The sequence below is a fragment of the Acinetobacter sp. YH12252 genome (assembly GCF_013417365.1).
Classification (GTDB): domain Bacteria; phylum Pseudomonadota; class Gammaproteobacteria; order Pseudomonadales; family Moraxellaceae; genus Acinetobacter; species Acinetobacter towneri.
Genome location: NZ_VPEA01000005.1, coordinates 48,036 through 72,174, shown reverse-complemented (window position 1 = coordinate 72,174; position 24,139 = coordinate 48,036). Strand labels below are relative to the sequence as shown.

Genomic DNA, 24,139 nt, shown 5'->3' with positions numbered 1-24,139 from the left:
GTTATCACTTGTATTTTAAAGGGTGTTATATGCCAGGCACGATGGTCAGCCAAGCCAAACAACAGCTTCAAGCCATGATCGAACCTTACCTAAGTGTAAGTGATGTCGAACAGGTGCTTACGGCTTGCGATTATGCCGAACATGCGCATGATGGCGTTACCCGTAAAAGCGGTGAACCGTATGTGTTACACCCTATTGCGGTGAGTTGTATCTTGGCGCACATGCGTTTGGATGCCGATACCCTGATTGCCGCCCTATTGCATGATGTTATTGAAGATACTGACTTCAGCAAGGATGACATCACAGAGAAATTTGGGCGCACAGTTGCCGAACTAGTCGATGGTGTGACCAAACTTAGCCATTCCAGTGACAAGGAATACAACAAAGCCGCATCGTTCCGTAAAATTCTGCAAGCGACCTTACAGGACCCACGTGTCATTATTGTGAAACTGGCAGACCGTTATCACAACATGACCACATTGGATGCCTTGCGACCAGATAAACGTGCCCGCATCGCTCAAGAAACCTTTGATGTGTTTGTGCCGATGGCGCGTATTGTCGGTATGAATGAAATGGCCGATAACCTCGAACATCTGTGTTATCAAAACCTTGACCTAGATATGTATAACGATGTGCAAGCTGCCCTGTTGCACACCAAGCCAAAACGCTGCGAATACCAATCTAAATGGGAACAAAACCTTGCCGACCTGCTACAAGACAATCAAATTGCAGGTCGTATTAAAAAGAAAAATAACAATATTGAATTACTGCGCCACTTTGTAAAGAACGATATTGATCTACAAGAACTAACCCATAGCCACGCCTTTGAAATTATTTTACAAAGCATTGCTGACTGTGACCGTTTAGCCGATATTTTACGCGACAGCTTTCAGGTCTTGTATTATGAAGATCATATTCGTCGCCCTCTGCCAGGCGGTAACCAATCACTGATGATGCGTCTAAAAGGTGAACAAACCACCTTATCACTCACCATTCAAACTGAACTGATGCGTAAAGCGGCACGTTTTGGTGTGGTCTTGGGTGAAAATGCTCCACAAGCTTGTCGTTCTGCCATTCAAGCCTCTATGAAAAGCTTGAATGTGTTGATTGATGGTGAATGTGCCAAAACTACATTTAGCGATTTACTGGATTATCTGCACCAAGAGAAAATTCATGTTTATACCCCGCACGGACATTTACATGAATTGCCGCAAGGTGCCACCGCTGTTGATTTTGCCTATGCAGCCAGTTTGTTCTTAGGTAACCACGCAGTCGGTACAAAAATTAATGGTGAAAGCAAACCGCTGTCAACACCACTGATTAGCGGGCAAGTGGTCGAAATCATCACCGATGTTTTAGCCACACCAAACCCAGACTGGCTGAGTTTTATTAATACCCAAAAAGCCCGTCGTGCCTTACAAAATATTTTGCGTGATCAAGATATTGAAGAACAGCGTTTGGTGGGTCAGCAAGCCCTGAACCGTGCACTAAAATTATTTAATCACTCAATTCAGGACTTAACCGAAGCCGATTGGTTGAATGTGTTGCAATGGCGTCATATCGACTCCAAAGACCGTTTATTTGAGCAAATTGCAGTCGGTGATTTATTGCCCCAGTTGGTGGCAAATCACATTTACGCACTTGATCAGGACAGCAACGAACATTCTGACCGTCTGATTCAAGGCACAGAAGGCATTGATGTGAAATATGCACACTGTTGCAACCCTGTGCTAGGCGACCCGATTCAGGGCAACTTGTCACGTCGTGGTTTGATTGTGCATCGTGCGCGCTGCAACAACTTACTGCATGAGCAGCATCAACATCCTGAAAACATCATGCCACTACAATGGACTTCAGAAGATGTCGATGACGTGAGTTTTACCGCTTACCTCAGCATTGATATGGATATGAATGACGAACAAATTTCCGATTTGATCTATCAATGTCGTAAGGCCAAAACGGGTGTGGAAATGGTACGCAGCCACGATGGCAAGACTCATGTGAATATTGTGGTCAATAACCGTAAGCAAATTGCCAAAATTATTCGTGATTTGCGTATGCACTACGGTTTCCCACGGATTAGCCGTTTAGCGCGCCCCATCAGCATTGCCGAAGAAGCCAAAGCTTGTTAATTCAATGCGCTGCATGGTGATATTGCCGCACATTCAAGCGATTTTGCATAACTGACTCATCAGGCTACTGAAAGCTAGTCGAATGGTCTATGATGTTCGTACATTATTTTAGGAGAAATCAATGTCTCGCCAAGTCATCCATACTGAAAATGCACCTGCAGCAATTGGTACTTACTCTCAAGCCATTTTAGTGGGCAATACGGTTTATTTATCAGGTCAAATTGGTTTAGACCCGTACAGCATGGAATTGGTAGAAGGCATTGAAGCGCAAATTCGCCGCGTATTTGATAACTTAAAGGCCGTTTGCGAAGCGGCGGGTGGCTCTTTGGCCGATATTGCCAAGCTCAATATTTTCCTGACGGATTTATCACACTTCCAATTGGTCAATCAGATTATGGGTGAATATTTTGCACAACCTTACCCTGCGCGTGCAGCCTTAGGTGTGGCCAGCTTACCTAAAGGTGCTTTAGTTGAAATGGATGGCGTTGTGATTATCAATTCATAAGTCATTATCATTCAAATACTTAAAAACAAATAAACGATGCCACCTATTAAGTGGCATTTTTTAATTCAAAAACCCAATTACAATAAATGACTTTTCAAATGATTTTTATTGACAAACGATAATAATTATCAATAATAACACTTATCTTATTTCAATTATTGTGGTTGCATTCATGTACGTTTGCTTATGCCGTGGTATTACAGATCAAGACATTAAAGAAGCCGTTGCCAATGGTGCAGACAGCTATCGTGAAATTCGCGATATGTTTGACTTGGGCACTTGTTGTGGTCGCTGTGCACCTGAAACTCGTGCCATCATCAGTGATGAAATTGCTCAAATTGCCTCTCGTCTTGCCATTGCTGCATAAAGTTCGTATTTTCCAATACATTCCCCACATTTAGTTATTTTAATTTTTTACTCGGTGTTTCCTCTCCCGCTTTCGACTACAGCGGGTTTTTCTTGTCTTACATTTCTTCACACCGCCTAGCTAATTGTTTTTGATTGCGATTTTCATTTGCCGTTCTATAAATCACTCGCCATTTTGTCCAGTCTTGTTTAAGATAGAAATATAGATTGCCTTAAGCGGTTTAAGGCAGAAATTGTTGATGGAGTGCTGCAATGAAAGGCAATCGTGATGTGATTAATCAGTTAAACCAAGTGCTATATCATCACCTGACTGCAATTAACCAATATTTTTTACATTCACGTATGTTTAATGATTGGGGCATTGAACAACTCGGCTCGGCCGAATATAAAGAGTCGATTCGTCAAATGAAACATGCTGACAAAATTATTGAACGTATTTTATTTTTAGAAGGGCTGCCAAACTTACAACACTTGGGCAAATTGTATATCGGTCAGCATACAGTTGAAGTTTTGAACTGCGATGTGCGTAAAGTCCAAGAAAATATTGAAGCAATCCAAAAAGCGGTGGTTTTGGCAGAGCAACAACTGGACTATGTAACCCGTGATTTGGTTCAGGAAATTCTAGAGAAAGAAGAAGAGTACTTAGACTGGGCAACGACACAGCTTGATTTGGTTGAAACTGTGGGTATTGAAAACTATATTCAAAGTCAACTCTAAAATTCATCTCGTTTCAATCGCACAAAAGACTGGTTTTTCCAGTCTTTTGTTTTTAGAGAAGCACTTTAACTACAATTCAGCATCTTCCTCATCTCTCATGAAGATGTTTTCAATATCAATTTATATTTTTGCTGATACACATTTTTAATTCTTGGATTTATAAAAAAGTATTTATAACGCAAAAAAATGTTTCATGGGATGCATCTGTTGATGCAATATCCGAATAATAAAAATGCCATAATCCTGTTTTTTATAAAAAATAGCATGTTGATGATGATCATGACGGCGTATTCCCTCGCCAATATCTACACATACATAACCAATCAATGGTGAACTCACTAACAAATGAAAGGTATTTTCCAAATGTTGTGTGTATTGGTCAGCTTGAGCTACACCAAAATTAAGTAAGGTGTATTCATAAATAGCAGTGAAATCATCGACAGCTAAATTAGATAGTTTATACACGATGCTTCTGCTTCACTTGAGCAGCAATATCTTTTAGGCTGAGTGTACTTTCTCCACTGTTCTCACCTGCTTCAATCGCTTGCTTTAAAGCTGCAGTTTGATTTTCTTGCTGCTCCAATAATCTTAGTGCAGATCGCATCACTTCACTGGTTGAACCATAACGTCCAGATTCAATCAGTTTGCTCACAAAGTTATCGAGTTGTGGGCCAATTGTTACACTTGTAGTTCTCGCCATCAGCATGCCTTATTGTGTGAATAGATCATACAATTCTAACACAACTCCCTTTATCTGAACAAAAGTTCAGCATCTCTTTAAATTTTCGCACATGAAATCAATTTTATAATGAATACCCCCTCTCTTTTTAAAGAGAAGTTGGGAGAGATTTTCAACATTGAAAATTTTCACCATATTTGGCTCACTATTTTCAAATCCCCCTCCTTGCGCTACACAAATCAGCGCGGCTTTGCCTCATCCAATAAAGTCGCATAATCTACATTGACCTGCCACAAAGTGCTTAACAACCATAATTGCTTTTTGGCTTCTGCTTCATAACCGTTAAATGCTAATACGCGTGCATATTTCAATAAATCGTAGCGGGTTGGATAATTCAACACAATTTCATGGATATCCTGCAATTGTTCAGGCGTTTGTAGGCTATACGGATTTAAACGAATCCACGCAATGCGGCGGTTAAATTCTTCCAGTACCAAAATACGCTCTTGATGGGTGATTTTTTCAGGTGTGTGTTCGTAGCGTACCGACTGATTCAATTTAGGCACCATCACCTCATAATCACGATAAATCAGCATCAACAACAATGCGCCAAGTACAAAAGTACTGCGTAAATAAATTGCAGATAAAGTGAAGTTTTTAAACACCCGTTGTGATTGAACCATGCCGATAATAAAACCTACAGGCAGCAAGAAGTAGGCATAGTTTTGTGGAAATTCCAGCATGGCATGTACGCTAAATGCACCGAGCATTAAAATCCCCACAACCGATTCCACCGACTGGGTATATTTATGCAGCTGGTAAGCCCAATAGCCCAAATACGCCAAAAATGGTACGCCGAGTAACACACCATTCCAAAGTAAAAAGTCCAAAATAAAATTGTGTGCGCTACGAATCCACACAGGACCTTGAACAAATTCGCTAATCGTGACATACGCCACACTGGTTTGATGCCAACCATAACCCCACCACGGTTGATGTTCAATTGCAGCGAGCATTTGCTGCCAAATCACCAAACGTGACATATCACCTGTGGCGCGTTGTACCACATCACGAGATTGCACCGAAAGGTCTGCACTTTGTGAGAGCAATTGACTAAAAGCAGGTGCGATAAAAATTAACCCGATAAATGCGGCAAACCACAGCAAGCTATAGCGCCATTTAATCCGCATCACGCCACGGTATTGTTGATAGCCCAAATAGGTCAAGAGACACAGCGATGCCAACCATGACGTCCGCGATTGACTCAGTACCACACCCACCAAAATCATAGCAGCTGCAATCACAATCCACATGGTTTTAAGTTTTTGTTTTTCATATAAATATAAGCATGCCATGAGTGACATCACCAAAAAAGTCGCCATATTATTCGGTTGGGCGAAGTTGGCATATGGGCGTTGTCCAATTTTTATATCTACCATCATTGGCAGGTATTGATCGAGTGTGAGCCACTGGCAAATTGCCATGAATGCGGTGATACTTCCCACGCCAAGTAGCACATAACTAAAGCCTGCGAAGATGCGTTCACGTTCGATGCTGTTTTGAGTGAGGTTATAGCCCAAAATGATTGCCAGCCAAAAACTGAAGATATACACACTGCTGAGCAAGGCTTTGTCAAAGAAGTAGACTAAGCCTAAACTCCACTGAATGAGTGGAACACTGCACAGTGCCAGTAAGGGCAGGCTGATTTTGGGTATTTGTAATTTTTCTTTGAATAGGCAAGCGGCAAGCGCAAACAGGGCAAAAAATGCGTAAAGTTCGCCTGTATAGGTAACCCACGGCCGGTAGTGAATGGGCAATAGCCATGCAAGGGAGATGAGGGTGGCAGCCAAAAGTAGCAATGCAGATTTCATAAGAAAACTAGACTAAAAAACTGGCTCTATCTTATATTTTTTTTGGCAAGATGATAGTGCTTTGTGTAGCAAGCTTGATTGGAATTCTACCCTTTTTTGAAGTGGGATAATTGCATGAGGAATTCGAACATTCCCATTTTTAATCTAAGTAATTATTGCCACGGTCTTAGGTCTACTATTTTGATGATAGATGCGGATTCTTTATTGACCAAAACCACCATATCGACTGCATTGGCTTTTAAGGGTAGCCAAGCATCTGCACTTGGATATTTTGCTAAAGTTTTTTCAACTTCAGTTTTTGAATTGTATTGTTCTAATTCTGCAAGCGGCAATGCACGTTGTTGGATTTGGGTTGTGGCTTGAGTCAGTTCTACATAGCGTTCTGGGCGCTGTGCAAGAGAAATACCGCTAAATACTTCTGCAAACATTTCATCACTGCGTTGTTGTGTATCTTTGGCAAATTTAGTTGCCACATATTGCGGCTTAAACCATGAAGGTTGCTGGAATTGTGGTTGTGTTTGCTGGATATTCGTATCAACCAATTCATTTTTTCTAACCAATTCAAAACGATCTACATTATAAACTAACCATGCAGGACGACCTTGCTCAATGCTATATACGCCATAACATAAAGCCGCAATTTGAATGAGAATAATGACACTAAGATCAAATTTAAGTGTTTTTTTGCCTTCTTTATAGACTAATAAACCTAAAAGCGGTCCTAAAATTACGTCGATAACCAACAGCATTAAAAAGATATCCGTTACGCCAACTGCTGTGGCAAGTGGCGATGGATACCAACTATAAAGAACAAGTATTGATATCAAGCAAGCAATCAAAAAAGAAGCACTAAGATGACCAAGAAAAAAACCAATTCGTTTGGAAACTATATTCATGGTTTAAGTCCCTTATTATTCCACTCAAAGCTTAATGAATTATTATCTATATAGAGAGACTCTAAAGACAAATTAACATTATATAATTTATTTAATATGTCCAGATGTTGCATAGCTAATTCAGAGTGTCCATTAAAAGCTAACATCTGTGCATAGCGATACAAACTTATAGAATTAGGATAGCGATATGCAACATGTCTTGCCCACTCAGTTTTTTTATGATCCATGCCTGCCGCAGGCTCAGTTCTAAAAAAACGAATATACTCTCTCAATTGAGTTAACAGAATAATATCAGGAGTATCAGTATCACTATGTAATGTACCTATATTTTTCATTTCATATTGGAGTAACTCATTGTCTTTTTCAACTTTACGATATTCGACAAAAACCCAAATGTATGCAATTACAGTACAAAAAATAAATACATTTAAAGGTAAACTAGGTATATTGAATACCCTTATTTTTGGATCAATACTTTCTAATGCACCAATTATTAGACCGAATGGAATTAAGAAAAAAGCATACGCTAATGGATATTCCAACATTGCATGAGTAAGTATGGCGCCTAGCATGGATAGAGCAATAAAAACCTCTGGAGAGCTTGTTAATTTACTTAAACGATATAAGCGCCATAAAAAAACTGAAATAATTAAAATCCCTAACGGCAAACCATTCCAAAGCAACAAATCTATTAAAATATTATGACTATAATCAATAATTATAGGAACTGGTAGATCTTGCGTAACAGTTAGTTGTGCAACACTAATCTGATTCCACCCATACCCCCAAATAGGTTGTTGGTTTATAGCATATAACATCTGTTGCCAAAGCTCTAATCGCTCATACCCACTAGAAGCTCTTTCAGTGAATGCTCTTACCTGTGTTATATTTAAAAAATCTGAAATATAAGGTAAGCTAAATAAAATCACACAAAATATTACCAAGAAAATAAAAGGAATCATTTTATCTAAGCGAGAATTGATATCTCTATACTTCCAAACCCACCAAATTGAGAAAAAAAATAAAAAACACCAAGCAGTTCTAAACTGAGTCAATGCCAAACCAAAAAGAATAAATAAAGCTAAAATGCTTCCCACCTTATAATTAATTTTTTTATTTTCAAATAAATAAAATGTAGACAGAAGACCTAAGCAAAGAAAAGTTGCTAGATTATTAGGCTGAGCGAAATTTGCGAATGGTCTCCCCCCAGGAGGTAAGTCTGCCATCCAGATACTGCCATTTGCTAATAATAACCATTGTTGTAATTGTATATAAACTGAAATAATCGAAACAAATATAATAGATATAGAGATACTATATAGTACTTTAACTAAACCAAAAGACCTAGCTAGATTAAAACCACTAAATATAGAAAGTGAAAAACCAAGGAGATATATAAATACAATAACAGCATCACCAAAAAAAATATATTTTGAAATATGTATTGCAACCAAGGTATGCAAGAAATTAATAGGCTATAATAAAATAAAAAATGAATATGTACTTTTTTTGAACTGCTTATAACTAGAATCAGTAAAATCAATAATACAACAAACATCGCCATATCTTGATATACATTAAGCCAAAGCCCGTAATGATTTGGTAGTAAATAAGAAATACTAAATGCAACAAATAATATATATAATAGGTATTTTATTATCACAGTATTATTACCTAAAAAAAGGGGGTTATAAACACCCTTTTTTTTAGTTTCTTAATCACGGCAAGAAGCTGGTAAATATTTAACTAGATTAGGAGTAGTACTATCCGCTCCGCATTTCCAAGCACCAACACCTGTACCAATAGCTACAGCAGTTGTACCATCAGCTTGCAAAGGAGTCATAACAATTTTTCCACTCTTCGCCCCTTTTAAACTATCATCATTAGTTAGTGTCACGTTAATAATACCACCAGTAAGTGTGGTAACTTGCTGTACATATTTAGACACTTTTGATGCAGCATTAGTACCACCTGCTTCACAACCAAAATTACCCGCAGAAGGGATAGTTGAAGCTGCTTGAAATGCCTCAGTTACTGCTGTACGGCAAGTAGAACCTGCTAAAACAGCTTCAGATACTTTTGCGCGTACTGTGTAATCCTGATACGCAGGAAGCGCCACTGCAGCCAAAATACCAATGATCGCTACAACAATCATTAATTCATTACATTCCATAAGTCACTTTGTATGGACACGCTCCAAACTGTTGAATTCTATTCATTTACTCTATTTTATATTTTGTCCATATAGACATGCTTTTATAACGACAAATTTTTCACGTTTGTCCATATCCTAAAAAATGCGTAAAGTGTTAAAAACGTGTTTTAGTCCGCCTAATTAAAAATGAGCAATCACCAAAAGAAACTTCTGTATCTTACCGACCTTAAAATTTTATGTTTGTTATGCGTCATGCGAAATATAAAAAATTTTATGCTTAAAAACAGATGAATGATGACCAACAACGAGTTTATAGAAATACATCTAGATGCTGAAACAAAGCAATTGGCAGAACTAACTGCCACTACTCTAGGTTACGCTACACTCACCGAGTTTTTTATTTATTTAATTCAAAATCACGCACCGCAAGTTTTACAAGAACACGTTCATATTCAGTTAAGTCATGCTCAGTACGAGCAATTTGTTGAAATATGTCAAAATCAAAATAAGGTTCCTCCCCCGATTAAAACAGACTACCCAGCTTTTAGATAAAGAAAATTTTTAAGGAGCAGAAATGAAAATCATTACATGTGCTGAGCTACAAGAAAACTTAGCGGATATACTCGATTACGTTATAGACGATCATGCACCTGTACTTATTAATAGAGAAGATAAACAAGCCGAGGTGATAATAAGTCTAGATGATTGTAATGCCTTTAAAGAAACAGCGTACCTACTCAAAAGTCCTGCCAATGCAAAACGGTTACGCGACTCAATCGCGCAAATTGAAGCAACTGAAATAACGTGTCATAAACTCAGTATAGAGTGAGATTGAGATGCACAGACGATGGTAGAAATCGCGCCCTACTATACCCCAAAAATTTCAAGTGATAGACTTCAACATAAAGAACGACATCACAACACCTAAAAAGAACAACCGAATATATGTGATACGCATCACACAATGACAATATTTGTCCAAAGTACAAAATTCAACCTGACAATAATTGTCACTTTTTAACAAAAAAATACAGATGAATTTATAGTCTGAATTTTTTTATGTATAAGATGCTGTTTTTCTGTGTAAATTGTCTATAATAAAAGTTGGCACGTTTAGTGCTAACATTAAAATAGCTTACAAGGCTTATAATTAAATTAACAACATTTGTGGAGAATGTTATGAATACAATGCAGAAGGGCTTCACGCTCATCGAGCTTATGATTGTGGTCGCTATTATCGGTATTCTTGCTGCAATTGCGATTCCTGCATACCAAGACTACATCGCGCGTACACAAGCGTCAGAAGCTGTTTCTATGGCGGGCAGTAAAAAAACTGACATTACAGACAACTTGCAAAATGGTACATGTGGTACAGGTACTTATGCAGGTAAATATGTATCACAAATGGTAATTGGTGGTGGTACAGGTCCATGTACGTTAACTGCAACATTTAAGGCTACTGGTGTTTCATCGAAGATTAAGAGTAAAACTCTTACTTTAACAATGGATGCAAACACTGGTTCATTAGTAAAGACAGGTGGTGACATCGATAATAAATATGTACCAAAAGCAGTTTTGCCTTGATGATTTAACTTAAAAAAGCCCCTTAGGGGGCTTTTTTTATATTCAAAAATAATCAAAGTTGAGTGAGATATATATGCATAACAAATTAAAAGCCCACTTATTATTTGGTTTTTTTATTATCGTAGCGGGGTGGATTTATAGTCTAGGCTTAAAAGGTGGATTTTTATTTGATGATTTTTCTAATCTTGGTGATTTAGCTCGCTATGGTGATATGGGTGACTGGGAAAATGCGAAGCAATTTATTTTGAGCGGCCAGTCTGGCCCTACAGGACGACCTATTTCATTATTTAGTTTTTGGCTTACAGCCGAAGCATGGCCGAATAATCCCGCAATATTTAAAGCAATAAATATTTTGATTCATTTATTATGTGGGATTTTATTATATTTTGTTACCTGTCTGACTCTAAAAAGTTATGGTTATGAGCAGAAAAAAGTTATTTGGATATCTTTATTAGCAAGTTCAATTTGGTTATTACATCCTTATTTTGTATCAACAACGCTCTATATTGTACAACGGATGACTCAACTATGTTTGATGTTTATGCTGATAGGTATACTTGGATACTTTTACTCTAGGCAATATATAGAGATTCGGCCTAAATTCGCATATCTGGGAATGACGTTCTCTATCGGTTTTTTTACAATACTTGCGACATACAGTAAGGAAAATGGAGCTTTGTTACCATTATTAATATTGGTAATAGAGTATTGTCACCCGAGTAATCATCAAAGAATAAATAAACTTTGGAAGTTTGTCTTTTTAGTGATCCCATCAATTGCAATTTTGTATTTGATTGGAAGGGAACTGAACTTTGCTAATCATGTTTGGCCTAATAGGGATTTTAATCAAAAAGAACGATTACTTAGTGAATTTAGGATAATGTCGGAGTACTTATATAATCTATTCATCCCAAAAATCGAAGGTCGTGGTTTATTTCAAGATGGTTATCTAATTTCTAAAAGTTTATTAAATCCAATTTCTACATTATTATCAGCAATATTTTTAGGCTGTCTGTTTTGTGTAGCATTGTTGGTCAGAAAAAAAAGCCCATTAGTTGCACTTGCCATTTTGTTTTTCTTTTCTGCACATCTGATGGAATCAACAATATTAGGACTAGAATTATATTTTGAACATCGTAATTATATTGCAAGTATCTTTTTATTTTTACCTATTGCACTTTTGCTCTACAATTTGAGTCAACTAGAGAAATTTTATAAACTTTCTATAGTGTTCACTGTGCTTATTCTGAGTTCATTATCCTTTTTATTAATTCAACGAGTAAATTTATGGGCAGATAATAACAAACTACAAGTGTATTGGGCACAGAATAATCCAAAATCTGTTCGTGCTCAGAGTCTCTTGGCTTCCTATTATTTTAAAGCAGGAGATTACGCTAAAGCAGATCAAGTTTTAAATCAAGCTTCATTATATAATCCTAATAGTGGTTTACTTGCATTACATCGGATGCTTTATAAGACAGTGTTAAAAACAGCGAGTAAAGAAGACTTTGTGGCTTTAAAAGCTGTAATTCTAAAAGATAAAGTAGATCCCCAAGTGGTTTTTTGGATTAGAGATATCACTATTAATATTAGTGATGATCCTCAGTTAATGAATTTATATGCAAATGCAATGCGCTCCTTTTTACTTTGGACGAAAGATTCATCACCCTATCGATCTTTAGAAAAGTATGATGCTTTGGTTTATTTTTTAAGTGGAACTTTATGTGCTGCTGAAAAAAAATTGGACCAAGCCTATAACTACTATATGTTATCTTTAAATACTGGTTATGATCTGCAACAGGGGCTTACAATGGCTGCTTATTTGGGTAATCATGGTGGCATAGACCATGCCTTGAAACTATTAGATAGTATTGAAAATAGGAAATTAGAAGGTGGAGTCTCTTTACAAAGCTCGGCATATGGCGTTGAATTTTTAGTACTTAGAAAAGAGTTGTTAAAAGAAAAATATTTAAGAGAAAGGAGGAACGATTGAAGATAAGTGTTGTTTTACCTGCCAAAAACGAATCAGGGGCAATCGGGCAAACCATTGAACGCATTAAGCAGCTCAATATTGCCCATGAAATTATTGTGGTGAATGATGGTTCTACAGACCAAACGAAACAAGTTGCAGAATCTGCTGGAGCAAAAGTCGTCTCCCACCCCTACTCAAAAGGTAATGGTGCAGCCATTAAAACAGGCGCACGTACTGCAACGGGTGAAATTATTATATTTATGGATGCTGATGGACAGCATGATCCGCAAGACATCCCTCACTTACTAGAAAAAATTGAACAAGGCTATGACTTAGTTGTAGGTGCAAGACAAAAAGGCTCACAAGCTAGTGTTGGTCGTGGTATTGCCAATGCACTTTACAACAACCTAGCGACATATATGACTGAACAAAAAGTAGAAGACCTCACCTCTGGTTTTCGTGCAGTGAGAGCAGACAAATTCCGTGAATTCCTATATTTGTTGCCAAATGGATTTTCATACCCAACCACCAGCACCATGGCTTTTTTCCGTGCAGGTTACTCCGTAACTTATGTTCCAATACATGCAGCAAAACGCATAGGTAAAAGTCATATTCACCCCCTGAAAGACGGGGTACGCTTTTTTTTAATTATTTTTAAAATTGCCACACTATTTTCACCTTTAAAGATGTTTTTACCAATCGCTGTAGTGCTATTTTTAATGGGAACAGGTTGGTATGGCTATACTTTGTGGGATGCAGGTCGTTTTACTAATATGAGTGCTTTATTATATACGGGAAGTATTATGGTTTTTCTGATGGGGCTTATTTCAGAACAAATTACTAGCCTTATGTATAAAGATAGCGAATAATTAAGATGTTGGACATTATTTATCGTTTGTGGAAAACTTTAACTCAATTGGAAAAAAGAAAATTTGTTATTGTTCTTATTTTAACTATTTTAATGGCATTTTTAGAAACACTTGGTGTAATCTCAATTATGCCATTTTTAGCCGTGCTTTCTAGTCCTAATATCATTCAAAATGATCAAAAATTCCATTATTTTTATGTACTTTTAAATGCTACATCTTATACTAATTTTATTATTAAGTTAGGCCTGATTTCAATGGTGCTGATTATTTTGTCAGCTATTTTCAAAGTGATTCATTCTTATGGAACAAGTCGCTTTGTAAGTTTGCAGCGCCATTATTTATCGACTCGATTACTTTCGATATATTTAAAGCAAGATTATGAGTTCTTTATTCAGAAAAATAGTTCAGAACTAACAAAAAATATTCTTTCACAGATTGATCAATTGATTGATAATATTATTCAGCCTATCATGATTATAATATCATATGGCATAGTTATTTTTGCTATGATTATGTTGATATTTATGCATAATCCATATATGGCAATTACTGCATTTAGTTTGTTTTTAATGGTATATGTTTTAATTTATTTAGGGGTAAGAAAATTTCTAGGTCGAATTGGTCAGGAATTTCATCATGCGAATAGTGAGCGCTATAAAGCTTGTAATGAAGTCTTGGGTGGCATCAAAGATGTTAAAATTAACCATGCAGATCAAGGGTATCTTAAACATTTTCAAGAACAATCTCGAATTTTTGCAAGACATCTAGCCGCCAATCAAACTGTAGGGAATGTTCCCTTGTTGTTGGTTGAAGCAATGGGGTATTGTGCAATTATAGGATTAGCAATAGGCCTAGTATTAAATAATCAAAATATTTCTACAATATTGCCATCATTGGGTTTATTTGGTTTTGCTGCATATCGCATGTTGCCCGCAGCACAAAATATTTATCGTGCAATATCAAGTATGCGTTTTTCTTTAGATTCAGCCAATAAAATATTAGATGATTTGTACTTGCCTACTCAATTAGATCAAAAGCAGAATTATCCACAACTTAGCTTTAAAGACCGTATTGAGCTACGAAATGTAAGTTATGCTTACCCAAGTGACCCAAATAAAAATATATTAGAGAATTTTAGCCTTGTTATTCCTTGTAAGAGTAGTATTGGAATTATTGGAAAAAGCGGCTCGGGTAAAAGTACACTGATGGATATATTGCTTGGACTTTTAGAACCACAGCAAGGCGAGTTATTGGTGGATGGCATTGTTATTAATAAAAACAATGTGCATTCGTGGCAGAACTTAGTTGGCTATATTCCTCAATTTATTTACTTAGCAGATGATACAGTCGCTCAAAATATTGCGTTTGGTGTTCCAAAAGATAATATTGACATGGATGCTGTTATGAAGGCTGCAAAGGCAGCACAAATTCATGAGTTTATCCTAAATAACCTAAAAGATGGTTATGATACTTTTGTGGGTGAGCGTGGGGTTATGCTTTCTGGTGGGCAGCGTCAACGTATCGGGATTGCTCGAGCTTTATATAGGGACCCACAAGTGCTATTTATGGATGAAGCGACCAGTGCTTTAGACACAGAAACAGAGCAAGCAGTAAATGAGGCAATTCAAGGGTTGAGTGGGACAAAAACGATGGTGATTATTGCTCATCGAGAGAGTGCCGTGGCGAGATGTAATGGTATGATAATATTAGGGAAATGAACTTATGCTAAAATATTAGACCTCTTGCGTTAGTCGAAATTTAATCAGTGATAAGTTTTGATTTTTAAATAAATATCAAAGTCTAAAATAGTCAAAAATGATAATTTCGCAAGTGGCCTAATGTTCAGCTAAACTCTTTTATGGCGGAATAGTGATGTATACTACTGTAACAATAGGAATTATTTTTTATAACAATTCTACTGATGATATCCTAAAATGTTTTAGAGGTATTTTAAACCAGACAGCTATAGCTCAAATACCTGAAGTAATAGTAATTGATCAGGGAGGAGGTGAGAATGCTGATCATATACTTCAGTGGAAAGAATCCCAAGATAATTTAAGCTTCAATCTAGTTATTTTGAAAGGTGAAAATAAAGGCTTCGGAGGAGGTCATAACATCCTTGTAAATAATTCCACCTCTGATCTTTATCTTGCACTAAATCCAGATGGTTTTATGCATCCAACTTGCCTTGAGGAATTATTAACTTTAGCAAAAATTAAAAATTGGAATGGCTTGTTTGAAGCGATTCAAGAGCCAATAATGCATCCTAAATATTACGATCCTAATACAGGCCTTACAGATTGGTGTTCTGGTGCATGTTTACTCATGTCTAAGAGTATTTATAAGTATTTAAATGGGTTTGATGAAGATTTTTTCCTATATTGTGAGGATGTTGATATTTCTTGGCGTGCAAGAGCTAACAATATTCAATGTTTTACATGTAGTACGGCACTTTTTTTTCATTTTGCAGAAGATAGAAAGAGTAGGCAGATAGAGATTTGGAAATCTGCTATGATCTTGGCTTATAAATGGCGGTCTAAGAGTTTTTATAATTTTTCTAGGAAGATTTTAATGGAAATTTCTAATAATGCCGTACAATCAGTTGAAAAAAATATGCTAAATATAAAAAAACAATCACGCAAAAGCATTAGGAATGTTAGTCCTAGTTTTAATTATGGCTTGAATTTTAGTAAGCCGATGTGGAAGAAAGTTCAATATGAATAAGACGGTCTCTATAATTGTTCGGACTATGCCAGATAGACATAATTTTTTAGATAAATGCCTATTTATCTTGAGCGGGCAAAATTATGATGACCTTGAAATTATTGTCGTATGTCAGACAACAATTAATAATCAAGATTTAAGTTTAATAGAGCCTGTTTTATCGAGGTGGTCTATTTTTTTTGCTAAAAAAATAAAATTTATTCATCATTATGCTGATTTTGATGCGAGGTCAAAATCATTAAATATTGGGATCGATAATGCCACAGGTAGATATTTATCATTTTTAGATGATGATGATAAAATTTATCCAGATCATTTTAAGGTCTGCATTTCAAATTTAGAAAATAGCACTTTAGTTTGGTGCTTTACTAATTGTGACTGGGCTATTTATAATAAAGATGATCAATTAAATTATAGATATAATATTTTTCATGGAAATTATTATTCATTTTTAGAGCATTTAACCAAAAACTTTATACCAATACATTCATTTGTTATTGATACTTATAGATTGGAAAAAGTTTGTTATTTTAATGAAAGCTTGTCGAAATATGAGGATTATGACTTTTTGCTTCAATTAGCTTATAAGTATAAACCTTGCTACATACCATTAGAGTCAACTCAATATTGTCTCAGAGCAGATGGCAGTAATACAAATATTGCTGGTGTAGAGAATGAAGCTGTCATAAAAATGAAAAAACAGGAATGGAAAGTGGCAGGAGATTATATTAAGAATTTAAAGTTAGCACATTTTGGGTGGTGGGCGCTTGAGGTGGAGACAGTAACTTATTCAAGAGAGGATGTCTTTTACTATCGAAGCCTATGTGCTAGCTATTATAACTCTTTATCATGGCGCCTTATGAAGGTAATCAGAGCTGTGTTATATAGAGTATTGAAAGGCACTCAGTGCCCACCAGATAGGATTCCTGAGTCTGAGCAGGAGGCTAGATGGATTATGGAGAAAATTCAATCGTCATTTTCTTGGGAATTAACAGCGCCACTTCGTGTTGTGACCAGAGTCTTTAAATTCATAACAAAGAAGAATCGTCGATTATAAGGCTCTCTAATATGTTAATTATAACTAGTATAATTATACCTAGTGCTGGTCGTCGTCCTGAACTGTTACAAAGAGCAATTAAAAGTGCACTGATTGATGATGCAAAAATTCAAACAGAAGTTATTGTAATTTTGAATGGCAAAAATGGCATGCTTTTTGATGAAAGCACATTCTTTCAACATCCTTTACTCAAATATTATAAATTAGAGGAAGGGAATGTTTCTAAGGCTCGTAATTATGGATTATCTATTGCTCGAGGGGATTTAATTCGTTTTTTAGATGATGATGATTTTTTATATCCTAATGTGGCATATCAGCAGTATTTGGAATTATTTCATTCTAATGCAGATTTATCGACTTATGCTGGGGCGATAGAAGATGAATTTACACGTTATCAAATCATTGAGCCAATAAATATAGCAGATTATTGTGCTGCAACATTAAGTGATAAATGCCCAGCTTTAACTTTTGCTAGCGTTTATAAATCTAAGATTATTAAAAATTTAAAATGGGATGAAACTATTTGTATTGTTGAAGATGAAAAATGGATGAGAACAATTGCTGCAAGTACAGAAATCAAGTGGCTTAGAAGTAATGAAGTTGTAGCCGTATGGTATCAACATGATATTGATAGATTATCTCTTCCTATAGGGTATCCAGAACTTTATAGAAATAGGTATATTTCTGTTAAAGAAACCTTGCAAAAGCTTGAAGCTGAAAACAGACTTACGGTATCTAGAAAAATAAATGCATCTAGTGGATTGTGGTCTGCTGTTCACGGTGGGTTGTATTCTGCACCAATATACTGGACTAAAGTCGCTTTATATGCCAGAAAGCTTGACCCACAATCAAAACCAGATGATGCATTTTTCCAAAAATTACCAAATTGGATACATCCTCTTGTCATTGAATGGTTAATGTTACCTAAACGATGGTTAAATCATTTATTAAGAGTAGTAAAACACAAATTAAGATACAATAAATCTTTTGTCAGAAAGTTTTAAAGTAGGTTATGGGCAACTGATAATGCATAAAATAAATTCCTTCGATTTATTTGATACGCTTGTAACACGAAAAGTAAATCACCCTAAAGATGTATTTACGCTTGTCGAAGCCACGGGAATTGTACAATTTAGATTTTTTTTAAATTTTTGGTTTAGCTTCAAAACTCTTCGAGTTTTTTCTGAAAAACTTTCCCGTTTTCTAAATAGAAGTCGAAAAGAAGATATCAGCATTTTTGATATTTATCGAGTGCTTGGATTTTTTATTAAAAACTCTAAAGATGTGCTACAGAAAGAGATTGAAATAGAACTAAATATTATATGTCCAATAGACAAAAATATAAACAAGCTTAATGAAATAATTTCAAAAAATAAAAATATTTGCATTACTTCTGACATGTATTTACCTAGAAATACTCTTAAAAAAATTTTAAAAAATAATAAAATAAATGTCGATTTGGTTTATGTTTCTTCTGAAGTTGGTTTAACCAAGTCAAGTGGAAAGCTTTTCAAACTTATTGCACAACAACATAATATCAAATTATCGGAAATAATTCATTATGGAGATAATATATATTCTGATATTGAAGTACCTCAAAAATTAGGGGTTTCTGTTGTTCATGTAGGTTTTCCACAACATCGTGAAAGCAATGGATTCCTTGACTGCTTCAGGTCACCAGTTCAGGATGATCCATATTATAAAATTGGCTATGAATTTTGTGGGAAAATCGCATATATTTTCTCACATTATTTATCTAAGAATGTAAACAGCACCAATAATATTGTATTTGGAGCAAGAGATTCTTATTTATTTAAGTTTGCTTTTGAGTTGTTTTTCAATCAAGATAAAAAATATAAAACTTATTACACTCGTATTTCCAGAAAATTAGTATATTTGCCTGAAGTTTATTTTTCAAAAAAATATGATAGACTTTTTTTTGAAACTATGAATTGTGACGATTTTTTTTCTCGCATTAATTTATCATGTCCAGAATTATTGAAAGGAAAATCAGTTTGGGTTTGTAAAAAGCAGATTGAAAAATATTTATCTCATCATAAAAGTTTTAATAAGAAAATAGAAAAAGATGCACTAACTGTAAAAGAATATCTAATATCTAATGGTTTCGATAAAGATACTTATTTTATTGATTTAGGTTGGAAAGGAAGCATCCAAGACTCATTAAATATAATTTTTAATGATAGCTACAATGAAATAGTTGGTTTTTATATTGGTATGATAAATATGAATGATAAAAAACATGGAATTTTGTTTAGCAACAAAAAAAACTATACTTTATATTTTTATATTTATCAATGTATTTCATTGTTTGAGTTTTTATTTACTGAGCCAGAGCGTAGTTTAAAAAAAGTACAAAAAATAGATGGTGAATATTCTTTTGTATTTGTGAATGATGAGTCTGATTATCAACTGAATTTAAGAAAAAGAATAAAGTCTGGTGCAGAGCAATTTCTTAAAGATTATTTTGAACTAAATACTAGATTTAATTTTCAATATGAATATATTGAAAAATCTATAAAACCACTACTCCACTCTCATACAATGTGTGTTCAAGAAAGTTTTGTTAATGCTTTCTCCAGTTTATCTCACTCAGCAGGATTTAATGCATCTTTACAATCAGACCTAATCGAATTTTCAGATTTTTCTCTGGTTGGTTATTTAACATCACCATGGAAAGCATATTTTATGGCTGAATTAAGAAAAAAATCGAAAATAAAGTATTTCATATTTTTAGTTTTATTTCATAATGTTTTTTTCTTTGTTTTATATGAACATTTTAAAACTTTTTTCCGAAAAGTAAGGGCTATAATTTATGGATAAAGATAAGAATATTCTCATCATCGGTGCAGGTTTTGCTGGTGCAGTGACAGCACGAGAACTAGCAGAAGCAGGACATAAAGTATTAGTTATAGATCGTCGTGAACATATCGCTGGCAATGCTTATGATGTAAAAGATGAACATGGCATCTTAATCCATCAATACGGTCCTCATATTTTTCACACCAATAGTGAGCGTATTTTTAACTATTTATCCAAATTTACTGAATGGCACCCCTACGAACATCGGGTACGTGGCGTAGTCAATGGTCAGGAATACCCCTTCCCGATTAATAGAGACACACTCAATCAACTTTATGATTTAGATTTAACTGAAGAACAAGCAGCTGAATATTTTGAAAAAGTACGTGAACCACAAGAAAAAGTACTAACTAGTGAAGATGTTGTACTTAATTCAGTCGGTCGAGATTTATATGAAAAGTTCTTCTTAAACTACACCAAAAAACAGTGGGGGCTAGATCCTTCTCAATTAAAAGCAGGCGTAGCGGCACGTATTCCAACACGTACCAATACAGATGACCGATACTTTACCGATACTTATCAAGCAATGCCATTACATGGTTATACAGCTATGTTTGAAAATATGCTGAATCATCCAAACATTACGGTCAAATTGAGTACAGACTATAAAGATTTGCTGGCACAAGGTGTCGAGTATGATCATCTGATTTATACAGGTTGTATAGATGAGTTTTATGACTATAAATTTGGCAAGCTACCTTACCGCTCCTTACGCTTTGAGCATCAACACCTAGAAAATACTGAACAATACCAAAGTGTCGGAACTATAAACTATCCAAATGACTTTGAATTTACTCGCATTACTGAATTTAAACATCTTACAGGGCAACAACACCCTACCACCTCAATTGTTCGGGAGTATCCAACAGCTGAAGGTGATCCTTACTATCCAATTCCACGTGATGAAAATGAGGCTTTATTTAAGAAGTACAAATCCTTAGCAGACTGTGAAAAAAATGTTACTTTTGTTGGTCGTTTAGCAGAGTATCGCTATTACAATATGGATCAAGTTGTAGGTGCGGCGTTGAATGCTGTAGATAAAATACTGGAGAGAAAATAATTGAAAATCGCATTCTTGTGTAAACGACAATATATGTCTAAAGATGTCATTTTAGATAAATATGCACGTTTATACGAGATACCGAATCAATTAGCACATCTTGGGCACCAAGTTGAATGTTTTTGTTTGAGTTATCAATCTCATAATGAAGGCACTTGGGATGAGTCCAATCATGGAAAAAAACTTATTTGGCACTCAAAAAGTTATAAAGGCTTAAAAAAACTGGGATTATTCACTTATCCTTTTTTACTGTTACAACAATTAAAACAATACCAACCAGATATTGTTATTGCTGCATCAGATATTCCACATATTGTTTGGGGTGCATGGTGTGCTAAACGGCTTAAAGTACCCTTCATAGCAGATCTCTATGACAATTTTGAAGGCTTTGGGCAAGCTCGCATCCCTGGTATGAAGCATCTTTTACGTCAAGCAGTCTGCCAAGCTCAATTAGTCACAACAACTAGTCAACCATTAGCAGAATTAGTGATTCATGATTATGCAGCACAAGCTAAAGTTGTTTCTCTACCAAGCACGGTCGATCTAACTACCTTTAGGCCAGGTAATAAATCTAATGCACGAGAAAGATTTGGTTTACTATCGAATAAACAATATATTGGCACGGCAGGTGGATTGTATAAAGACAAAGGTGTGGAAGTAATTTATCAAGCATGGGAAAAACTTAAACATGAAATGCCTAACGTACATTTAGTACTTGCAGGTCCCTATCAACCTGATTATCCACCTCCCGTAGAAGAACGAGTCCATTATTTGGGTAGTTTAGCACACCATGAAATTTCGACACTTTTTCAAGCTTTAGATCTTGGCATCATTTCAATTTTAGATACCCCTTTTGGACGTTATTGCTTCCCTCAAAAAGCCTATGAAATGTTGGCATGCGATTTACCTGTCGTTGTAGCGAATATTGGTGAGATGAGTTACTTGTTTAGAGACTCACCACAAGTTCTATTTCAGACAGGCAATGCCAATGATTTAGCCTCAAAAATTCAACAGCAATTACAATCTCCGCAACAACAAAGTATTGTTGTTGAGGATTGGGCTACTATTATACAGCGTCTTGAACCAATGATTACTGCATTGAAATTTTAGTGTTAAAATTTTGAATGCTGTCTTTTAAGATATTGCCATAGGCATAAGCAACACTATCCCAATCAATTAATTTCAGCGCATGCTGTCGAATCCTTAAAGTACGTTCAGCTGCTAATGTCGGTTCATTTAGTGTTTTTGAAATGGCAGATACCAATTCTTGAGTATTATGCGGATGAACTGCAATATGCTGAATATCTTCACCGAGTAAGTCTTCTATTCCAACCACATGTCCAACTACTGCAGGACAACCACAACCAATCGCTTCCATCAAAGCAACGGGTAATCCTTCTTGATCCCCATTATCTGTTCGCACAAAAGGTGCCACAAAAAGTGTCGCTTGTTGATACATTTGAGGTAACTGGTCTTGTGAGCGTGCACCCAAAAAATTAACATTTTTTTCAAGATTCAATCGTGCAACTTGTTGTTTTAATGCAGACTCTTCAGGGCCAAACCCAACAATATTTAAACGTAATTCAGGATGCTCATTCACTAAAATAGCCAAGGCATCCAACAAAAAGTTGAGCCCTTTTTTTGGCACCAATCGCCCTACAAAAAGCAACTCATTATGATGGCGTTTTATATTAGGGTTTGGAATAAACCGATGCTGTAAGTCTACTCCCATTGGAATTACATCTAGATGTTGAGGTCGTATGCACATTTGTGACAAATAGTCTTGCATAGCCTGACTAACCACTGTCATCGCAGTGGCATCTTCAGCAACCTGTTTTTTTATTTTCGTGAGCATATTCCCCTGTAACCCAAATAGATCTCCACCGTGTGAAGTTACAATATAAGGAAGATTGAATTGTTTGCTAAATTGATTTGCTATCCAACCTTGTGGAATTAACCAATGTGCATGAATAACATCAACCTTTTGTGTATCTAAAATTTTTCTAACTGCAAAATATTGTCCTATTAGAAAACTAGGAACAAGCAACCATTTCCACCAAAAAGCTTTCAAGTTGTTAACAATGCCACCATTATTGACCAATGATTGTAATTTTTTAGGGGCATATTTATAACGGATGACCTGAACACCATCTAGGAACCCATTCGGATCGGCATTTACAGCATCGGGTACAAGTGCAATTACATGAAATTGCTGAGTAAGTCTTTTACAGAGTTCATGAACAAACCCAGGCTCATGATCATTTTCCCAGCGTGGATAAGTTGATGCTAAAACCAGTACTGTTTTTTTTTGAGCCATAAAGAAAAGCCTAAATACTCGAATGAAAGAATCAAATTTACAGATATTTTCTGCCAATTGATCCACATATGAATTTTTACTAAATATCAAAGAATTATACAGAAACGTATTTATTTTAAATACATTGAAATCCGATATCCCTTGTATACCGCAATATATAGTGTGAGTAAAATTAAATTTATCCACACTATTAGTGCTGTATAAAAGTTAACATAATCAAAATACAAATAATTAAAGTCTTTGCCTCAACTCAAAGTTTTCCAACAGCAACGAATTGCACTTTTCTAGGGCTTTGTTGCACAAAGATTTGAAATGCAAAGCGCCCCTAATTGAGTCAAATTTAAGGCGTAACTTG

23 protein-coding genes are annotated in these 24,139 nt (G+C 35.6%); 16 read left to right on the top strand and 7 right to left on the bottom strand.

Features of this window, described 5'->3' with window-relative positions; genetic code table 11:
* Positions 1–29 precede the first annotated feature (29 nt).
* The 4 genes from FTV28_RS06625 (at position 30) to bfr (ending at position 3,720) form a co-directional block, all read left to right on the top strand.
* Positions 30–2,132: a bifunctional (p)ppGpp synthetase/guanosine-3',5'-bis(diphosphate) 3'-pyrophosphohydrolase gene (locus tag FTV28_RS06625; protein ID WP_179989814.1), complete on the top strand. Its 2,103-nt coding sequence runs from the start codon at positions 30–32 to the stop codon at positions 2,130–2,132.
* Positions 2,133–2,253: 121 nt separating this feature from the next.
* On the top strand, positions 2,254–2,637 hold the full coding sequence (locus FTV28_RS06620) for a RidA family protein (protein ID WP_004809961.1): 384 nt from the start codon (positions 2,254–2,256) through the stop codon (positions 2,635–2,637).
* A gap of 172 nt (positions 2,638–2,809) precedes the next feature.
* Positions 2,810–3,004, top strand: coding sequence for a bacterioferritin-associated ferredoxin (locus FTV28_RS06615; protein WP_131260630.1), 195 nt, complete (start codon positions 2,810–2,812; stop codon positions 3,002–3,004).
* A gap of 251 nt (positions 3,005–3,255) precedes the next feature.
* Positions 3,256–3,720 carry a bacterioferritin gene (gene bfr / locus FTV28_RS06610; RefSeq protein ID WP_131260631.1) on the top strand — a complete coding sequence of 155 codons (465 nt, stop codon included), beginning with the start codon at positions 3,256–3,258 and terminating at the stop codon, positions 3,718–3,720.
* 171 nt (positions 3,721–3,891) lie between these two features.
* On the opposite strand, the gene FTV28_RS06605 is transcribed toward bfr, so the two are convergent.
* The 6 genes from FTV28_RS06605 to FTV28_RS06580 all read right to left on the bottom strand — a co-directional run bounded on the left by FTV28_RS06605 (position 3,892) and on the right by FTV28_RS06580 (position 9,339).
* A complete protein-coding gene (locus FTV28_RS06605) occupies positions 3,892–4,185 on the bottom strand; it encodes a type II toxin-antitoxin system RelE/ParE family toxin (protein ID WP_179989812.1) in 294 nt (97 codons plus the stop codon).
* Positions 4,178–4,420 carry a type II toxin-antitoxin system ParD family antitoxin gene (locus tag FTV28_RS06600; RefSeq protein WP_004974509.1) on the bottom strand — a complete coding sequence of 81 codons (243 nt, stop codon included), beginning with the start codon at positions 4,418–4,420 and terminating at the stop codon, positions 4,178–4,180. The genes FTV28_RS06605 and FTV28_RS06600 overlap by 8 nt, the downstream gene beginning before the upstream one ends.
* Before the next feature lie 218 nt (positions 4,421–4,638).
* On the bottom strand, positions 4,639–6,270 hold the full coding sequence (locus FTV28_RS06595; protein ID WP_179989811.1) for a PglL family O-oligosaccharyltransferase: 1,632 nt from the start codon (positions 6,268–6,270) through the stop codon (positions 4,639–4,641).
* 152 nt (positions 6,271–6,422) lie between these two features.
* The gene (gene tfpZ / locus FTV28_RS06590; RefSeq protein ID WP_179989809.1) at positions 6,423–7,166 is read right to left on the bottom strand and encodes a TfpX/TfpZ family type IV pilin accessory protein; all 744 of its coding nucleotides are present in this window, start codon (positions 7,164–7,166) and stop codon (positions 6,423–6,425) included.
* Entirely contained in the window at positions 7,163–8,629 is a 1,467-nt protein-coding gene (locus tag FTV28_RS06585; protein WP_257222814.1) for a PglL family O-oligosaccharyltransferase, read from the bottom strand. The genes tfpZ and FTV28_RS06585 overlap by 4 nt, the downstream gene beginning before the upstream one ends.
* 251 nt (positions 8,630–8,880) lie before the next feature.
* A complete protein-coding gene (locus FTV28_RS06580; RefSeq protein ID WP_257222813.1) occupies positions 8,881–9,339 on the bottom strand; it encodes a pilin in 459 nt (152 codons plus the stop codon).
* Between the two features lie 276 nt (positions 9,340–9,615).
* Between FTV28_RS06580 and FTV28_RS06575 the strand changes: the two genes are divergently transcribed.
* The 12 genes from FTV28_RS06575 (at position 9,616) to FTV28_RS06520 (ending at position 22,577) form a co-directional block, all read left to right on the top strand.
* Positions 9,616–9,873, top strand: a complete 258-nt coding sequence (locus FTV28_RS06575) for a DUF1778 domain-containing protein (protein ID WP_179989807.1) — start codon at positions 9,616–9,618, stop codon at positions 9,871–9,873.
* A gap of 22 nt (positions 9,874–9,895) precedes the next feature.
* Entirely contained in the window at positions 9,896–10,150 is a 255-nt protein-coding gene (locus tag FTV28_RS06570; RefSeq protein ID WP_179989805.1) for a type II toxin-antitoxin system Phd/YefM family antitoxin, read from the top strand.
* 350 nt (positions 10,151–10,500) lie between these two features.
* A complete protein-coding gene (locus tag FTV28_RS06565; protein WP_179989803.1) occupies positions 10,501–10,905 on the top strand; it encodes a pilin in 405 nt (134 codons plus the stop codon).
* Positions 10,906–10,978: 73 nt separating this feature from the next.
* Positions 10,979–12,898, top strand: coding sequence for a lipopolysaccharide assembly protein LapB (locus FTV28_RS06560; protein ID WP_179989801.1), 1,920 nt, complete (start codon positions 10,979–10,981; stop codon positions 12,896–12,898).
* On the top strand, positions 12,895–13,746 hold the full coding sequence (locus FTV28_RS06555) for a glycosyltransferase family 2 protein (RefSeq protein WP_179989799.1): 852 nt from the start codon (positions 12,895–12,897) through the stop codon (positions 13,744–13,746). Before FTV28_RS06560 ends, FTV28_RS06555 begins: the two co-directional genes overlap by 4 nt.
* Before the next feature lie 5 nt (positions 13,747–13,751).
* Positions 13,752–15,464, top strand: coding sequence for an ABC transporter ATP-binding protein (locus FTV28_RS06550; RefSeq protein ID WP_179989797.1), 1,713 nt, complete (start codon positions 13,752–13,754; stop codon positions 15,462–15,464).
* A gap of 154 nt (positions 15,465–15,618) precedes the next feature.
* A complete protein-coding gene (locus FTV28_RS06545; RefSeq protein ID WP_179989795.1) occupies positions 15,619–16,470 on the top strand; it encodes a glycosyltransferase in 852 nt (283 codons plus the stop codon).
* A complete protein-coding gene (locus tag FTV28_RS06540) occupies positions 16,463–17,527 on the top strand; it encodes a glycosyltransferase (protein WP_179989793.1) in 1,065 nt (354 codons plus the stop codon). The genes FTV28_RS06545 and FTV28_RS06540 overlap by 8 nt, the downstream gene beginning before the upstream one ends.
* A gap of 11 nt (positions 17,528–17,538) precedes the next feature.
* Positions 17,539–18,531: a glycosyltransferase family A protein gene (locus FTV28_RS06535; protein WP_179989791.1), complete on the top strand. Its 993-nt coding sequence runs from the start codon at positions 17,539–17,541 to the stop codon at positions 18,529–18,531.
* Between the two features lie 22 nt (positions 18,532–18,553).
* Positions 18,554–20,368, top strand: coding sequence for an HAD-IA family hydrolase (locus tag FTV28_RS06530; RefSeq protein WP_179989789.1), 1,815 nt, complete (start codon positions 18,554–18,556; stop codon positions 20,366–20,368).
* Positions 20,361–21,467 carry a UDP-galactopyranose mutase gene (gene glf, locus FTV28_RS06525; RefSeq protein ID WP_179989787.1) on the top strand — a complete coding sequence of 369 codons (1,107 nt, stop codon included), beginning with the start codon at positions 20,361–20,363 and terminating at the stop codon, positions 21,465–21,467. The genes FTV28_RS06530 and glf overlap by 8 nt, the downstream gene beginning before the upstream one ends.
* A gap of 33 nt (positions 21,468–21,500) precedes the next feature.
* Positions 21,501–22,577 carry a glycosyltransferase family 4 protein gene (locus FTV28_RS06520; protein ID WP_257222812.1) on the top strand — a complete coding sequence of 359 codons (1,077 nt, stop codon included), beginning with the start codon at positions 21,501–21,503 and terminating at the stop codon, positions 22,575–22,577.
* Here FTV28_RS06520 and FTV28_RS06515 read toward each other — a convergent pair.
* Positions 22,558–23,970, bottom strand: a complete 1,413-nt coding sequence (locus FTV28_RS06515) for a glycosyltransferase family 4 protein (RefSeq protein ID WP_368856238.1) — start codon at positions 23,968–23,970, stop codon at positions 22,558–22,560. The two genes, FTV28_RS06520 and FTV28_RS06515, sit on opposite strands and share 20 nt — an antisense overlap.
* Positions 23,971–24,139: the final 169 nt, after the last annotated feature.

Excerpts from the sequence above, each read along its gene's own strand:
- FTV28_RS06545 (WP_179989795.1), top strand. The coding sequence starts at position 15,619 with ATGTATACTACTGTAACAATAGGAATTATTTTTTATAACAATTCTACT.
- tfpZ (WP_179989809.1), bottom strand. The coding sequence starts at position 7,166 with ATGAATATAGTTTCCAAACGAATTGGTTTTTTTCTTGGTCATCTTAGT.
- FTV28_RS06535 (WP_179989791.1), top strand. The coding sequence starts at position 17,539 with ATGTTAATTATAACTAGTATAATTATACCTAGTGCTGGTCGTCGTCCT.
- FTV28_RS06550 (WP_179989797.1), top strand. The coding sequence starts at position 13,752 with ATGTTGGACATTATTTATCGTTTGTGGAAAACTTTAACTCAATTGGAA.
- FTV28_RS06530 (WP_179989789.1), top strand. The coding sequence starts at position 18,554 with ATGCATAAAATAAATTCCTTCGATTTATTTGATACGCTTGTAACACGA.
- FTV28_RS06625 (WP_179989814.1), top strand. The coding sequence starts at position 30 with ATGCCAGGCACGATGGTCAGCCAAGCCAAACAACAGCTTCAAGCCATG.
- FTV28_RS06580 (WP_257222813.1), bottom strand. The coding sequence starts at position 9,339 with ATGGAATGTAATGAATTAATGATTGTTGTAGCGATCATTGGTATTTTG.
- FTV28_RS06575 (WP_179989807.1), top strand. The coding sequence starts at position 9,616 with ATGACCAACAACGAGTTTATAGAAATACATCTAGATGCTGAAACAAAG.
- FTV28_RS06560 (WP_179989801.1), top strand. The coding sequence starts at position 10,979 with ATGCATAACAAATTAAAAGCCCACTTATTATTTGGTTTTTTTATTATC.
- FTV28_RS06540 (WP_179989793.1), top strand. The coding sequence starts at position 16,463 with ATGAATAAGACGGTCTCTATAATTGTTCGGACTATGCCAGATAGACAT.
- FTV28_RS06600 (WP_004974509.1), bottom strand. The coding sequence starts at position 4,420 with ATGGCGAGAACTACAAGTGTAACAATTGGCCCACAACTCGATAACTTT.
- bfr (WP_131260631.1), top strand. The coding sequence starts at position 3,256 with ATGAAAGGCAATCGTGATGTGATTAATCAGTTAAACCAAGTGCTATAT.
- FTV28_RS06565 (WP_179989803.1), top strand. The coding sequence starts at position 10,501 with ATGAATACAATGCAGAAGGGCTTCACGCTCATCGAGCTTATGATTGTG.
- FTV28_RS06520 (WP_257222812.1), top strand. The coding sequence starts at position 21,501 with ATGTCTAAAGATGTCATTTTAGATAAATATGCACGTTTATACGAGATA.
- FTV28_RS06570 (WP_179989805.1), top strand. The coding sequence starts at position 9,896 with ATGAAAATCATTACATGTGCTGAGCTACAAGAAAACTTAGCGGATATA.
- FTV28_RS06615 (WP_131260630.1), top strand. The coding sequence starts at position 2,810 with ATGTACGTTTGCTTATGCCGTGGTATTACAGATCAAGACATTAAAGAA.
- FTV28_RS06595 (WP_179989811.1), bottom strand. The coding sequence starts at position 6,270 with ATGAAATCTGCATTGCTACTTTTGGCTGCCACCCTCATCTCCCTTGCA.
- glf (WP_179989787.1), top strand. The coding sequence starts at position 20,361 with ATGGATAAAGATAAGAATATTCTCATCATCGGTGCAGGTTTTGCTGGT.
- FTV28_RS06620 (WP_004809961.1), top strand. The coding sequence starts at position 2,254 with ATGTCTCGCCAAGTCATCCATACTGAAAATGCACCTGCAGCAATTGGT.